Annotated in this window: 12 protein-coding genes and 1 pseudogene; 10 read left to right on the forward strand and 3 right to left on the reverse strand. The window is 71.1% G+C overall.

The features are described 5' to 3' along the window. Window positions 1–5: 5 nt before the first annotated feature. Complete coding sequence (locus ACH4UM_RS03675) at window positions 6–728, reverse strand: M50 family metallopeptidase (RefSeq protein WP_398173099.1); 723 nt, start codon at window positions 726–728, stop codon at window positions 6–8. A 101-nt stretch (window positions 729–829) separates the two neighbouring features. Here ACH4UM_RS03675 and ACH4UM_RS03680 point away from each other — a divergent pair, with 101 nt between their 5' ends. The 10 genes from ACH4UM_RS03680 to ACH4UM_RS03725 all read left to right on the forward strand — a co-directional run bounded on the left by ACH4UM_RS03680 (window position 830) and on the right by ACH4UM_RS03725 (window position 10,997). Continuing rightward, window positions 830–1,645: an SOS response-associated peptidase gene (locus tag ACH4UM_RS03680; protein ID WP_398173101.1), complete on the forward strand. Its 816-nt coding sequence runs from the start codon at window positions 830–832 to the stop codon at window positions 1,643–1,645. A 73-nt stretch (window positions 1,646–1,718) separates the two neighbouring features. Beyond that, entirely contained in the window at window positions 1,719–2,345 is a 627-nt protein-coding gene (locus tag ACH4UM_RS03685) for an alpha/beta family hydrolase (RefSeq protein ID WP_398173606.1), read from the forward strand. Between the two features lie 330 nt (window positions 2,346–2,675). Next, on the forward strand, window positions 2,676–3,371 hold the full coding sequence (gene sigR / locus ACH4UM_RS03690) for an RNA polymerase sigma factor SigR (protein ID WP_398173103.1): 696 nt from the start codon (window positions 2,676–2,678) through the stop codon (window positions 3,369–3,371). After that, window positions 3,368–3,679 carry a mycothiol system anti-sigma-R factor gene (gene rsrA / locus ACH4UM_RS03695; protein ID WP_398173105.1) on the forward strand — a complete coding sequence of 104 codons (312 nt, stop codon included), beginning with the start codon at window positions 3,368–3,370 and terminating at the stop codon, window positions 3,677–3,679. The genes sigR and rsrA overlap by 4 nt, the downstream gene beginning before the upstream one ends. 220 nt (window positions 3,680–3,899) lie before the next feature. Then, window positions 3,900–5,207 (forward strand): HD-GYP domain-containing protein, encoded by a 1,308-nt coding sequence (locus ACH4UM_RS03700; protein ID WP_398173107.1) that lies wholly within the window; start codon window positions 3,900–3,902, stop codon window positions 5,205–5,207. After that, window positions 5,204–6,442 carry an HD-GYP domain-containing protein gene (locus tag ACH4UM_RS03705; protein ID WP_398173109.1) on the forward strand — a complete coding sequence of 413 codons (1,239 nt, stop codon included), beginning with the start codon at window positions 5,204–5,206 and terminating at the stop codon, window positions 6,440–6,442. Before ACH4UM_RS03700 ends, ACH4UM_RS03705 begins: the two co-directional genes overlap by 4 nt. A 105-nt stretch (window positions 6,443–6,547) precedes the next feature. Then, complete coding sequence (locus ACH4UM_RS03710; protein ID WP_398173608.1) at window positions 6,548–7,528, forward strand: tetratricopeptide repeat protein; 981 nt, start codon at window positions 6,548–6,550, stop codon at window positions 7,526–7,528. Window positions 7,529–7,587: 59 nt separating this feature from the next. Continuing rightward, complete coding sequence (gene def, locus ACH4UM_RS03715) at window positions 7,588–8,238, forward strand: peptide deformylase (protein WP_398173111.1); 651 nt, start codon at window positions 7,588–7,590, stop codon at window positions 8,236–8,238. 294 nt (window positions 8,239–8,532) lie between these two features. After that, entirely contained in the window at window positions 8,533–9,624 is a 1,092-nt protein-coding gene (gene cyc1 / locus ACH4UM_RS03720) for an epi-isozizaene synthase (RefSeq protein WP_398173113.1), read from the forward strand. Continuing rightward, entirely contained in the window at window positions 9,621–10,997 is a 1,377-nt protein-coding gene (locus ACH4UM_RS03725) for a cytochrome P450 (RefSeq protein WP_398173115.1), read from the forward strand. Before cyc1 ends, ACH4UM_RS03725 begins: the two co-directional genes overlap by 4 nt. A 30-nt stretch (window positions 10,998–11,027) precedes the next feature. Here ACH4UM_RS03725 and ACH4UM_RS03730 read toward each other — a convergent pair. Further along, a pseudogene (locus tag ACH4UM_RS03730) lies at window positions 11,028–11,827 on the reverse strand (helix-turn-helix domain-containing protein); the annotation flags it as partial. 227 nt (window positions 11,828–12,054) lie between these two features. Continuing rightward, the gene (locus ACH4UM_RS03735; RefSeq protein WP_398173117.1) at window positions 12,055–13,062 is read right to left on the reverse strand and encodes a ribonucleotide-diphosphate reductase subunit beta; all 1,008 of its coding nucleotides are present in this window, start codon (window positions 13,060–13,062) and stop codon (window positions 12,055–12,057) included. Window positions 13,063–13,108 lie beyond the last annotated feature (46 nt).

Genomic DNA, 13,108 nt, shown 5'->3' on the forward strand with positions numbered 1-13,108 from the left:
CCGGATCACATCCCCAGCAGCCACCGCCCGCCGCCCATCAGCGAGCACAGTGACACCGCGTGGAACAGGAAAAGCCACATTCCGGCGGGCACGTGCGTCAGCCGGGACAGCTGGTCCGCGTCGGAGTCCCCGGCGTCCCCGTGCGACCGCTTGGACTGGAGCTCGAAGGCCGGGCGCACCCCGCCGAGCAGCAGGAACCACACCACCGCGTACGCGAACGCCGCCTGCACCTGGGAGCCGGCCAGCCACGACACCAGCAGGAACGCGCCGCCCGTGAGGATCACCGTCACCGCCCCGTAGGCGTTGCGGATCATCACCAGCATCGCCACCAGCAGCGCCGTGGCCACCCACAGCAGCAGTGTGATGTGACCGCCCGCGAGCAGCGCCGCGCCGCCCAGGCCCAGCAGCGGGGGAGCGGTGTAGCCGGCGGCCGCGGTGAGGATCATGCCGATGCCGTACGGCTTGCCGCGGCTGACGGTGAGGCCGCTGGTGTCCGAGTGCAGCCGTATGCCGGTCAGGGTGCGGCCGGTGAGCAGTGCCACCAGGCCGTGGCCGCCCTCGTGGGCGATGGTGATCGCGTTGCGGGACAGACGCCACAGGCTGTGCGGGACGACGACGGCGAGCGCGGCGAGCGCGGTGCCGATCACCACCCACAGGTCGGGGTCGGGCTGGGTGCCGATGAGCCGGTCCCAGAGGTCGGGCAGCGCAGAGGCGGCGGTGCTGTCCATGTTTCCCGGTGGCTCCCTGTGCTCGGATCGATGGGGGTCGGCGCGCGGCGCCGTCGCCGGGTGGTGGCCGGGCGACGGTCGGGCCTGGCAGTGTTGCACGTATGTGCGGACGGTATGCAGCGAGTCGCGGACCCGAGGATCTCGCAGGAATCTTTGAGATCGAGAAGTGGGAGCACGAGGAGTCCCTCGCGCCCGACTACAACGTGGCCCCGACCAAGGAGGTCCACGTCGTCCTGGACCGCCCTGTGAAGGACGCCGGGGACCAGCGGCCGGTTCGGCAGCTGCGCAGGCTCAAGTGGGGGCTCGTGCCGTCCTGGGCCAAGACCCCCGAGGGCGGCGCCCGGATGATCAACGCGCGCGCGGAGACGGTGCACGAGAAGCCGTCGTACCGCCGCGCCTTCGCGGCCCGCCGCTGCGTCGTGCCCGCCGACGGCTACTACGAATGGGTCACCGGCACCCAGGAACGGGACCTGGAGGTCGAGGGGAGGCGGAAGCGGCCGCGGAAGCAGCCGTACTTCGTGACTCCGGCGGACGGGTCGGTTTTCGCCATGGCGGGGCTCTACGAGTTCTGGCGGGACCGCACGCTGCCCGACGACCACCCGCAGGCCTGGTGGGCGACCTGCTCGGTGATCACCACGGAGGCGGAGCGGACCCCGCTGGCGGTGGCGCCGGCCGAGGGGCCGCGGTCGCTGGCCGACATCCACCCCCGGATGCCGCTGATGCTGACGCCGGACCGCTGGGACGCCTGGCTGGACCCGGCCCGGACGGACGTGGACGACCTGCGCGGGCTGCTGGCACCCCCGCCGCCCGGGCTGATGCGCGCCCATCCCGTCTCGACGGCGGTGAGCAACGTGCGCAACAACGGCCCGGAGCTGCTGAAGGAGCTGCCCGCCCCGGAAGAGGGCACACTCTTCTGACGTGAGCGAGAACGCCCGGACCGCAGAGACCGCAGAGACCGCAGAGACCGCAGAGATCGCCGAGATCGCCGAGATCGCCGAGACCGTCGAGACGGAGGCGGGCGCGGCCCGCATCACCTGGCACAGGGCCGAGAAGGCGCGGCTCGTCCTCGCCGTGAGTCACGGCGTCGGCGGTGGTGTCGAGGCCCGCGACCTCCAGGCCCTCGCCCGGACCCTCCCCGGGCAGGGCGTGACCGTCGCCCTCGTCGAGCAGCCCTGGCGGGTGGCCGGCAGGAAGATGGCTCCCGCGCCGAAGACGCTGGACGCCGGCTGGCGGGGCATCTGGCCCGCGCTCGCCGGGCCGGGGCTGCCGGTCGTCTCCGGCGGCCGGAGCGCGGGCGCGCGCGTGGCCTGCCGCACGGCGGCCGGGCTGGGCGCGCACGCCGTACTCGCCCTGAGTTTCCCGCTGCACCCGCCGGGCCGGCCGGAGAAGTCCCGCGCCGAGGAGCTGCTCGGGGCCGGGGTGCCCACGCTCGTCGTCCAGGGCGGCAACGACCCGTTCGGCAGGCCCGCGGAGTTCCCGGAGGGCTCGTACGAGCTGATCGAGGTCCCGTACGGCGATCACGGATTCGCCGTCCCGAAGCGGGCGGAGATCACGCAGGAGGAGGCCCTCGGCGTCCTCACCGGCGGCGTCGCCCAGTGGGCCGCGTCACTGGGGTGACGGCTGGGAATGCCGGACGGTCCACCGCTGTTGAGGGCGACGTAAGTGCTGGTCGTCGGCACCGACGTCATAGGAGAGGAAGTCCGCCGCATGGGTTCGACCTTCTGCCCGCCTGCCTCCCGCCACCACCCCGTGGACGGGCTGCGCCCGGCAGAGCCCGATTCGAGCCGCAGCAGCCGCGCTGACCTGGACTGGACAGTGCTGCACGCGGCGAGGACCGCCTCACTTCGGGCGGCGGGCGGACCGGATCGGCAAGCGCCCCCGGCCGCTGGTCGTCTATCCTCCGATTCCAGTGGGACTTCTTTCGGTCTCGCGACATCGTTTGAGGAGGTGGGTCCGGTTCCCGGTACCGACGCAGGGACCGACAACGGCCAGGCGGAGCTGCCCGAGGGCCAGGGCACGGGCGTGGACGCGTCCGCGGAGTCGACCGCCGAGCGCAGTGCGCGCTTCGAGCGGGACGCGCTCGAATTCCTCGACCAGATGTACTCGGCCGCGCTGCGCATGACGCGCAACCCGGCCGACGCCGAGGACCTGGTGCAGGAGACGTACGCCAAGGCGTACGCGTCGTTCCACCAGTTCCGCGAGGGCACCAACCTCAAGGCGTGGCTGTACCGGATCCTGACCAACACCTTCATCAACTCCTACCGCAAGAAGCAGCGCGAACCCCAGCGCAGTGCGGCCGAGGAGATCGAGGACTGGCAGCTCGCCCGTGCCGAGTCGCACATGTCGACGGGCTTGCGCTCCGCGGAGTCGCAGGCGCTCGACCACCTGCCCGACTCGGACGTGAAGGAAGCGCTCCAGGCGATCCCCGAGGAGTTCCGCATCGCCGTCTACCTCGCGGACGTGGAGGGCTTTGCCTACAAGGAGATCGCGGACATCATGGGGACACCCATCGGTACGGTGATGTCCCGGCTGCACCGGGGCCGCCGTCAACTGCGCGGCATGCTCGAGGACTACGCCCGCGAGCGCGGGCTGGTCCCGGCCGGTGCCGGAGAGTCGAACGAAGCGAAAGGCTCGGGCTCATGAGCTGCGGAGAGCCGCACGAGACGGACTGCAGTGAGGTACTCGATCATTTGTACGAGTTCCTCGACAGTGAGATGCCGGAAGTCGATCGCACCAAGTTCGAGCACCACTTCGAGGAGTGCTCACCGTGCCTGGAGAAGTACGGTCTCGAACAGGCCGTGAAGAAGCTGGTCAAGCGGTGCTGCGGGCATGACGACGTGCCCTCCGACCTGCGCGCCAAGGTCATGGGGCGGATCGAGCTGATCCGCTCCGGCCAGCCCGTCTCCGACCGTGACGTGACCGCGGCGCCGGTGACTCCCCAGGAGTCCTGACCCGCCGTCACCCGGGAGTTCCGACCGCCCGCACCCCGGACCGCCCGTCCCGGTCCCGGCCAGTGTGGCCGGGACCGACCCACCTTCACCGCACCACTCCATCTTCACCCGTACGTGCTAATGCGCGGGTTATCGGCCCGCGCACTCCGCCTGCCCGTCCTAGGCTCGCTGCCGCGCACAGGCGCCAACGGGCGTGACCGGGGAGGCGGGGAGGGACGTCATGGAGGCGGTTCCACCACAGGCCCGTGCGTACGTCGCCGGTGTCGTCCTCGCCGCCCTGCTCTGTCTGCTGCCGCTGTCCGTGACGCACACGCCCTGGTGGGTGGTCGGCCTGCTCGCCACGGTGTACGCGGGCTGCAAACGGCTCGCCGGACGGCGCGCCGTCGGCCCCTTCTACCCGGTGCTGCTCGCCGCGGCCTTTCTGCTGCCTCCGCCCGCCGCCGCGCTGGTCCCGCTGCCGGCCGCCCTGCTCGTGCCGGCCGGACAGCGCCCCGAGGGGCTGCGCCGGATCTGGCGGGCGGCCCAGCTGGCCCTGGCGGTGTGGGCAGCCGCCCGGACGCACTGGGCGCTGGGCGGCCGGGACGCCGTCGTCGGCTCCGACTTCCCCTACGCCCTGGTCCCGGCCGGGGCCGCCGTGGCGGCGTTCTGCCTGGTACTGACCGCGCTGGACGGCGGGATCCTCGCGCTGGCCGAGCGCGTTCCGGTGCGGCGCGCCTGGCAGGGACTGTTCACCCGGTCGCTGGCGCCGATCGCGGTGCACGGTCTCGCGGGACTGATGATGGCCGTGCTGTGGCGCAGTCCGTACGGGCCGGTCGCCGCGCTCCTGGTGCTGCTGCCGATGTGCGTGTCCTGGTGGGTGTACGCGCAGTACCACCGCGAGCGGGCCGCCCACCAGGCGACGATCCGGGCGCTGGTGCAGGCCGTCGACATCAAGGACGGGTACACCCGCGGCCACAGCGAGCGGGTCGGGCACGCCTCGATGATGATCGCGCGCGAGCTCGGCATGGACGACGACCGCGTCGAGGTGCTCCGGTTCGCCGGCATCCTGCATGACGTGGGAAAGCTCGGCGTCCCCACCCGGTTGCTGCGCAAGGACGGGCCGCTGACCCCCGAGGAGCGGCGGGTGATCGAGCTGCACCCCGAGTACGGGCACGAGATGGTGCGCGGGATCTCCTTCCTCGGCGAGGCCCGGTCGGCGATCCTGCACCACCACGAACGGCTGGACGGCAGCGGATACCCCTACGGGCTGAGCGGGTGCCAGATCCCGGAGTGCGCCCGCGTGGTGGCCGTCGCCGACGCGTTCGACGCGATGACCTCCACCCGGTCCTACCGGCGGGCCCGGCCGGTCGGGGCCGCCCTGGCGGAGCTGGAGCGCTGTGCGGGCGCGCAGTTCGACCCCCGGATGGTCACCGCGCTGGTGCGTGCCCTGGACCGGTACGGCTGGCGCCCGGCCGTCACCGCCGAGGACGGCACCCGCGTCCTTGCGCCGGAACCGCCCGTGCCCGGCCACCAGGAAGCGCGCCGATGAGCCGGGCCTTCCTGCTGGTCCTCATCCGCGGCTCCGCCCTCCTCGTCGCCGTGCTCTGCCTCGGCGCCACCCTGCGGTCCGGTCTCCACGAGCGCGGGGCCGCCCTCGCCTTCGGGGTGCTCGTGCTGGTCGGGGAGCTCACCCGGTGGACCGGGCCCGACGTCCGCGAGGCCGCGCCGCTCGGGGCCGCCGGGGCGCTGTCGTACGCCCTGCTGGGCGAGGACGCCGGACGGCCCAGCCACCACGGCGCCTGCCAGGTCGTGGCCGTGGTGCTCGCCGCGGCGCTGCTCGGCAGCGTGCCGCACATCGCGCGCGGGCGCGGCCCGACCCTCGACCACCTCGCGCGGCGCCTGCTCACCGTCGCCTTCGCGGCCGTGTGCTTCCAACCCCTGTACGGCAGGGGGGTGTTCAGGGGGTGGGGCGGACCCGCCCACGCCCTGCTGCTGCTCGCCCTGCTGGTGCTCACCGCCCTGTGCGGCGCCGTGCTGGCCGCCGTGCCGGCGCACTGCCGTACCCGCTGGCCGTTCGGACCGCTGCTGCGGGAGGAACTGCGGGGCCTGCTCGGGATCGGCCCGGCGGTGTGCGCGACGGGCGCGGTGATGGCCCTGGCGGTGGCCGTCGTGGGGCTGTGGGCGCTGCCCGTGTTCTCGCTGCCGCTGCTGCTCACCCAGTTCTCCCTGCGCCGGTACGCGGCCGTGCGGACCACCTACCGGCAAACCATCGCCTCCCTGGCCCGGGCCACGGAGGTGGCCGGCTGCACCCCGGCCGGGCACGCCCGGCGCGTCGCCGCGCTCAGCAGGGCCGTGGGGCGGGAGATGGGCCTGGCGGAGCCGGAGCTGACCGTGCTGGAGCACGCGGCCCTGATGCACGACATCGGCCAGCTCAGCCTGGTCGACCCGGTGCCCGCGGGGGCCACGGCCGGCCTGCCCGCCGAGGAGCAGCGGCGTATCGCGCTGCTCGGCGGCGCCGTCGTAAGGCAGACCGGGGTCGACGCGCAGGTCGCGGTGGTGGTGGAGCGGCAGGCCGACCCCTGTAGGGAGCAGCCGCTGTCCGCGCGGATCGTGCGGGCCGTCAACGCCTACGAGGAGAAGGCGCGCGACGCCGGGCCCGGCGGGCCGCTCAAGGCGCTGGAGGAGCTGCGGCTGGCCACCGCGGGCGACTACGCCCCCGAGGTGGTGGAGTCCCTGGCCCGGGTGCTCTCCCGCGATTGTCTGACCTCGCCTCCTGTGGGGTAACCCATGGGTAATGAGCGACCTTCCAGCCGTACGTGGTTGGATGCGAAGGAGAGCGTGTCCGGGGGCATGAGCCAGCCCACTGAACGGAACTGGCAGGCAGGAATCGTGAGGATCTTCGGCAAGGGACGGCACCGGCCCTCCGCCTCCTGGCGGCAGGCCACCGACCGTGCGTTCACCCTGATCGGTGACGGCCGGTACGAGGACGCGGGCGCGCTGCTGACACGCGCCGCGGATCTGGAGCCCTGGCTGTCCGAGTCCTGGTTCAACCTCGCCCTGCTGCACAAGTTCCGGCACGACTGGGAGCAGGCCAGGGCGGCGGGTCTGAGGGCCGTGGCCCTGCTGGAGAAGGAGACCGGGGCGCCCGACTGGTGGAACGTCGGCATCGCCGCCACCGCCCTGCAGGACTGGCCGCTGGCCCGGCGGGCCTGGCAGGCCTACGGCCTGAGGGTGCCCGGGGGAGCGGCCGCGGCCGGGGAACCGGTGGGCATGGAGCTGGGCAGCGCGGCCGTCCGGCTGTCCCCGGAGGGCGAGGCCGAGGTGGTCTGGGGCCGGCGTCTCGACCCGGCCCGGATCGAGGTCCTGTCCATTCCGCTGCCCTCCTCCGGGCGGCGCTGGGGCGAGGTCGTACTGCACGACGGCGTGCCGCACGGGGAGCGGACCACCGCCGCGGGGCACACCTACCCCGTCTTCGACGAGATCGAGCTGTGGGCGCCCTCGCCGGTGCCCACCTGGGTGGTCCTCCTGGAGGCCGCCACCGAGGCCGACCGGGACGCCCTGGAGCAGCTCGCCGCCGACGCCGGCTTCGCCGCCGAGGACTGGTCGTCCTCCGTACGGCTGCTGTGCCGGATGTGCTCGGAGTCCCGGATGCCGTCCGACGAGGGCGACGGCGTGCACCTGGACCCGCACGACCACAGTGAGCCGGGGCACCCCGGGCCGCTCGGTCACCGCACCGACGGACAGCTGTGGGTGCCGGAGCGGGAGTGCGGGGTGGCCGCGCCGGCCGCACTGGTGCGCGGGCTGCTGGACGGCTGGGTGGCGGACAGCCCGGACTCGCGGGACTGGCGGGACCTGGAAGAGGTCTGCTGAGCAGTCGCCGTACTCTTTATCAGCATCAGTCATTCCAGGAAGGCAGGCACAGGTCGGTCATGGCTCAGCAGGACACCGGTCAGCAGCACGCGGGCGTACTCCCCGTCGACGACGAGGGCTACGTCGTCGACACGGAGAACTGCGAGGAGCGCGAGACGGCCTGGCGCGAGCGCGGCACCTCACGGCCGATCACGGTCGTCGGCAACCCCGTGCTGCACAAGGAGTGCAAGGACGTCACCGAGTTCGGCGAGGAGCTCCAGCAGCTGGTGGCGGACATGTTCGCCAGCCAGCGCACCGCCGAGGGCGTGGGCCTGGCCGCCAACCAGATCGGCGTGGACCTGAAGGTCTTCGTCTACGACTGCCCGGACGACGAGGGCGTCCGGCACGTCGGCGTGGTCTGCAACCCCAGGCTGGTCGAGCTGCCCGCCGACCGGCGCCGGCTGGACGACAGCAACGAGGGCTGCCTGTCGGTGCCCACCGCCTACGCGCCGCTCGCCCGCCCCGACTACGCCGAGGTCACCGGGCAGGACGAGAAGGGCAACCCGGTCAAGGTGCGCGGCACCGGTTACTTCGCCCGGTGTTTGCAGCACGAGACGGACCACCTCTACGGCTATCTGTACATCGACCGGCTCTCCAAGCGGGAGCGCAAGGACGCGCTGCGTCAGATGGCCGAGAACGAGCCGCGCTACCCCGTGGTCGCCAACGACTGAGCCGGCCATGGCGGTTGGGTCCCGAGTGGCCCGTACGCACGGCGCCCGACCGGAAGTCGAACCGGTCCGGCGCCGTTCATGTGTTCATCGCACATTCGATCCTTTGTGCTCTTCTATCGATTCATAATCAGCCACACAAGGGGATATTCTCGGCACCCCGGCACGGTCGGTGAGGCAAATCCGTTCCCAGAACGGTCAGTTGTGGTGCTGAATGGGAGAGCGGGGATACGCGACGGCGTGCGCCCGGCACGGCGGAAGGGGCGTGCGCAACTGGCGGCTGAGAGGGGTTTGTTCGTGCAAGCTTTCCCGTACAGCACCACATCGGCATCGACCTCGACGACGATCGCAGTCCCACCATCGCTCGCTCTCCCGATGATCGAGGCCGCGTTTCCCAGGCAACTGCACGCCTATTGGCCAAGGCTCCAGGAGAAGACCCGCTGCTGGCTACTGGAAAAACGGCTCATGCCTGCGGACAAGGTGGAGGAACATGCCGACGGCCTGCGCTACACCGATCTCATGGCGGGGTACTACCTGGGTGCCCCGGACGAGGTGCTCCAGGCGATAGCGGACTACAGCGCCTGGTTCTTCGTCTGGGACGACCGTCACGACCGCGACATCGTGCACGGCCGCCCGGTCGCCTGGCGGCGGCTGCGGCGCGCGCTGCACGCGGCTCTGGACTCCCCCCAGGACCACCTGCACCACAAGGACTCCCTGGTCGCGGGCTTCGCGGACAGTGTGCTGCGGCTGTACTCGTTCCTGTCGGCGCGCTGGAACGCCCGGTTCGCCCGGCACTTCCACGCGGTGATCGACGCGTACGACCGGGAATTCCGCAACCGCACCGAGGGCGTGGTCCCCACGGTCGAGGAATACCTGGCGCTGCGCCGGCTCACCTTCGCGCACTGGATATGGACCGATCTGCTGGAGCCGAGCGCGGGTTGTGAACTTCCGGACGTGGTCCGGAAACACCCCGCATACCGGCGCCCGGCACTGCTCAGCCAGGAATTCGCCGCCTGGTACAACGATCTGTGTTCGCTGCCCAAGGAAATCGCGGGCGACGAGGTACACAATCTTGGGATCAGTCTTGTCAAACATGACGGACTGACGCTCGAAGCGGCGGTCACGGAAATCCGGCGGCGCGTCGAGGAATGCATCTCCAAATTCCTTGTCGCGGAACAGGAGGCATTACGCTTCGCCGACGGCCTCGCGGACGGCACGGTGCGGGGAAAGGAACTCGGTGTCGCCGTGCGAACCTGTGTCGGCAATATGCGGAACTGGTTCAGTTCCGTCTACTGGTTCCACCACGAGTCCGGCCGGTACATGGTCGACAGCTGGGACGACCGGTCCACGCCCCCGTATGTCAACAACGAAGCGGCAGGTGAGAAATGACCGTCGAGTCGGTGAAGCCCGAAACCCCGCCGGGGACGGCCCAGGACCCGAGCGAGCCGCCCGTGGCCGGAGGCGCGATCCCCTTCCTCGGCCACGGCCTGAAACTGGTCCGCGACCCGCTGGCCTTCATGGCCCAGCTGCGCGACCACGGCGACGTCGTGCGTCTCAAACTCGGCCCGAAGACGGTGTACGCCGTCACCACGCCGACCCTCACCGGGGCGGTGGCACTCAGCCCCGACTACATCATCTCCGGCCCGCTGTGGGAGTCTCTGGAGAGCCTGCTCGGCAAGGAGGGCGTGGCCACGGCCAACGGCGCGCTGCACCGCCGCCAGCGCCGCACCATCCAGCCCGCCTTCCGGCTTGACGCCATCCCCGCCTACGGGCCGATCATGGAGGAGGAGGCGCACGCGCTGACCGGGCGCTGGCGGCCGGGCGAGACCGTCGACTGCACCTCGGAGTCCTTCCGGATCGCCGTGCGCATCGCGGCCCGCTGCCTGCTGCGCGGCCAGTTCATGGACGAGCGGGCCGAGCGCCTGTGCGTGGCGCTCGCCACGGTCTTCCACGGCATGTACCGGCGGATGGTGGTCCCGCTCGGGCCGCTGTACCGGCTGCCGCTGCCGGGCATCCGGGAATTCAACCGGGCATTGGCCGATTTGCATCTTCTGGTGGACGAGATCGTCGCCGAGCGCCGCGCGTCCGGTCAAAAGCCGGACGATTTGCTGACGGCATTGCTGGAGGCGAAGGACGACAATGGCGAGCCCATCGGGGAACAGGAGATCCACGACCAGGTGGTCGCGATACTCACCCCCGGCAGTGAAACGATCGCGTCCACGATCATGTGGCTGCTGCGGGTGCTCGCGAACCATCCGGAACACGCGGACCGGATCCGTGCGGAGGTCGAAACCGTGACCGGTGGTCGGCCCGTCGGATTCGACGACGTCCACAGGCTCACACACACCAACAATGTCATCGTCGAGGCGATGCGCTTGCGGCCCGCCGTATGGATATTGACGCGGCGGGCGGTTGCCGACACCGAACTCGGTGGCTATCGCATTCCGGCCGGGGCGGACATCATCTACAGTCCGTACGCCATCCAGCGCGATCCGCGATCGTACCCGGACAACCTGGAGTTCGATCCCGACCGATGGATTCCGGAACGGGTGAAGGACGTACCGAAATACGCCATGAGTCCGTTCAGCGTGGGCAATCGCAAGTGCCCCAGCGACCACTTCTCCATGGCGCTGCTGACGCTGGTGACGGCGGCGGTGGCGACGAAGTTCCGCCTGGAGCAGGCCGCCGGGTCCAACGACGCGGTCCGGGTCGGCATCACACTGCGCCCGAACAAGCTGCTGGTGCGGCCGACTCCGCGGTGAGAGGCGGCCGGTGGCGCCCGCGGCGCGCGGTCAGGCGGCCTCGGGTCCCCGGAACGCGTGCCGATAGGCGTTCGGGGTGGTGCCCAGCGCCCGGACGAACTGGTGCCGCAGCGCGGCGGCCGTCCCGAACCCGGTACGGTCCGCGATCGAGTCCATGGTCTCGTCCGTCGCCTCCAGCAACTCCTGCGCCGGCAGCACGCGCTGGCGCAGGATCCAGCGGTACGGAGTCGTGCCCGTCTCCTGCTGGAAGCGGCGGGCGAAGGTGCGCGGGGCCATATGGGCGCGGGCGGCCAACTGCTCGACGGTGACCTCCTGTTCGAGGTGCTGCTCCATCCACACCAGCACCTCTCCGACCGTGTCGCAGGGCTTCGGCAGCGGCCCCTCGATGTACTGGGCCTGCCCGCCGTCGCGGTGCGGCGGCACCACCATCCGCCGGGCGATCTTGTTGGCGACCTCCGGGCCCTGCTCCTTGCGCACGATGCGCAGACAGGCGTCGATGCCGGCGGCGGTCCCGGCCGAGGTGATCACCGGGTCCTCGTCCACGTACAGGACGTCGGGTTCGACGGCCGCGCTCGGATACTGCCGTGCCAGCTCGGCCGCATGGTGCCAGTGCACCGCGCAGCGCCGCCCGTCCAGCAGCCCGGCGGCACCCAGGACGAAGACGCCCGAGCAGACGCTCAGCACCCGGGCGCCCCGGCCCACGGCCGCCGCAGGGCGTCCAGCAACTCGGGCGGGTACGCGCGGTGCGCGAACTCGTTCCCGGCCGGTACGGCGATCAGGTCGGCCTCCTCCAGCCGCTCGAGCCCGTACGGCGTGGTGACGCTCAGGCCGGATACAAGCCCTGATCGGAATTGCTGGTGACCCTCGGACTCCTGGTCCTGATGGCCCTCCCCTCGTTGATCGGCATCGTGCGCGACAAGCGCGTCGACCGGCAGATCAGCGAGGCCCGGAAGGCCCGCGAGGTCCAGGAGTCCCACGCGGACCGGGAGCCCCGCGAGGTCCAGGAGTCCCACGCGGACCACGAGTCCCGCGAGGTCCCGAAGGAACGGGAGGAGGCTCAGAAGTCCTCGTCCAGGTCGACGGTTCCCTCCACCGCGACCTGGTACGCCGACGGGCGCCGCTCGAAGAAGTTGGTCAGCTCCTGAACACCCTGGAGCTCCATGAAGGAGAAGGGGTTCTCGGAGCCGTACACCGGGGCGAAGCCGAGGCGCGTCAGGCGCTGGTCGGCCACGCACTCCAGGTACTGCCGCATCGAGTCGATGTTCATCCCCGGGAGGCCGTCACCGCACAGGTCGCGCGCGAACTGCAGCTCGGCCTCGACGGCCTCCCGCAGCATGTCGGTGACCTCCCGGCGCAGTTCGTCGTCGAAGAGCTCCGGCTCCTCCTTGCGGACGGTGTCCACCACGTCGAAGGCGAACGACATGTGCATCGTCTCGTCGCGGAACACCCAGTTCGTGCCGGTGGCCAGGCCGTGCAGCAGGCCCCGGCCGCGGAACCAGTAGACGTAGGCGAAGGCGCCGTAGAAGAACAGGCCCTCGATGCACGCGGCGAAGCAGACGAGGTTGAGGAGGAAGCGGCGGCGGTCGGCCCTGGTCTCCAGGCGGTCCAGCTTGTCGACCGAGTCCATCCACTTGAAGCAGAACCCGGCCTTCTCACGGATGGACGGGATGTTCTCAACGGCCGCGAAGGCCGCCGCGCGGTCGTCCGGGTCGGGGAGGTAGGTGTCCAGCAGCGTCAGGTAGAACTGGACGTGCACGGCCTCCTCGAACAGCTGGCGCGACAGGTACAGGCGCGCCTCCGGGGAGTTGATGTGCTTGTAGAGGGTCAGCACCAGGTTGTTCGCCACGATCGAGTCGCCGGTCGCGAAGAAGGCCACCAGACGGCCGATGAGGTGCTGCTCGCCGGGAGTCAGCCTGGCGAGGTCGGCGACGTCGGAGTGGAGGTCGACCTCCTCCACGGTCCAGGTGTTCTTGATGGCGTCCCGGTAGCGCTCGTAGAAGTCGGGGTAGCGCATCGGGCGGAGAGTCAGCTCGAATCCGGGGTCGAGCAGGTTCTGGTCAGTCATGACAGCCGGCGCGAAGCGCCGTCCTCCAGGGGTGGTGGTCGGGTGG

It is taken from the genome of Streptomyces sp. NPDC020801 (genome assembly GCF_044334385.1).
GTDB lineage: Bacteria > Actinomycetota > Actinomycetes > Streptomycetales > Streptomycetaceae > Streptomyces.

Bases quoted from the DNA above. Each gene is read 5' to 3' on its own strand.
- ACH4UM_RS03675 (WP_398173099.1), bottom strand. From the start codon at position 728: ATGGACAGCACCGCCGCCTCTGCGCTGCCCGACCTCTGGGACCGGCTC.
- ACH4UM_RS03680 (WP_398173101.1), top strand. From the start codon at position 830: ATGTGCGGACGGTATGCAGCGAGTCGCGGACCCGAGGATCTCGCAGGA.
- rsrA (WP_398173105.1), top strand. From the start codon at position 3,368: ATGAGCTGCGGAGAGCCGCACGAGACGGACTGCAGTGAGGTACTCGAT.
- ACH4UM_RS03700 (WP_398173107.1), top strand. From the start codon at position 3,900: ATGGAGGCGGTTCCACCACAGGCCCGTGCGTACGTCGCCGGTGTCGTC.
- ACH4UM_RS03705 (WP_398173109.1), top strand. From the start codon at position 5,204: ATGAGCCGGGCCTTCCTGCTGGTCCTCATCCGCGGCTCCGCCCTCCTC.
- def (WP_398173111.1), top strand. From the start codon at position 7,588: ATGGCTCAGCAGGACACCGGTCAGCAGCACGCGGGCGTACTCCCCGTC.
- ACH4UM_RS03725 (WP_398173115.1), top strand. From the start codon at position 9,621: ATGACCGTCGAGTCGGTGAAGCCCGAAACCCCGCCGGGGACGGCCCAG.
- ACH4UM_RS03735 (WP_398173117.1), bottom strand. From the start codon at position 13,062: ATGACTGACCAGAACCTGCTCGACCCCGGATTCGAGCTGACTCTCCGC.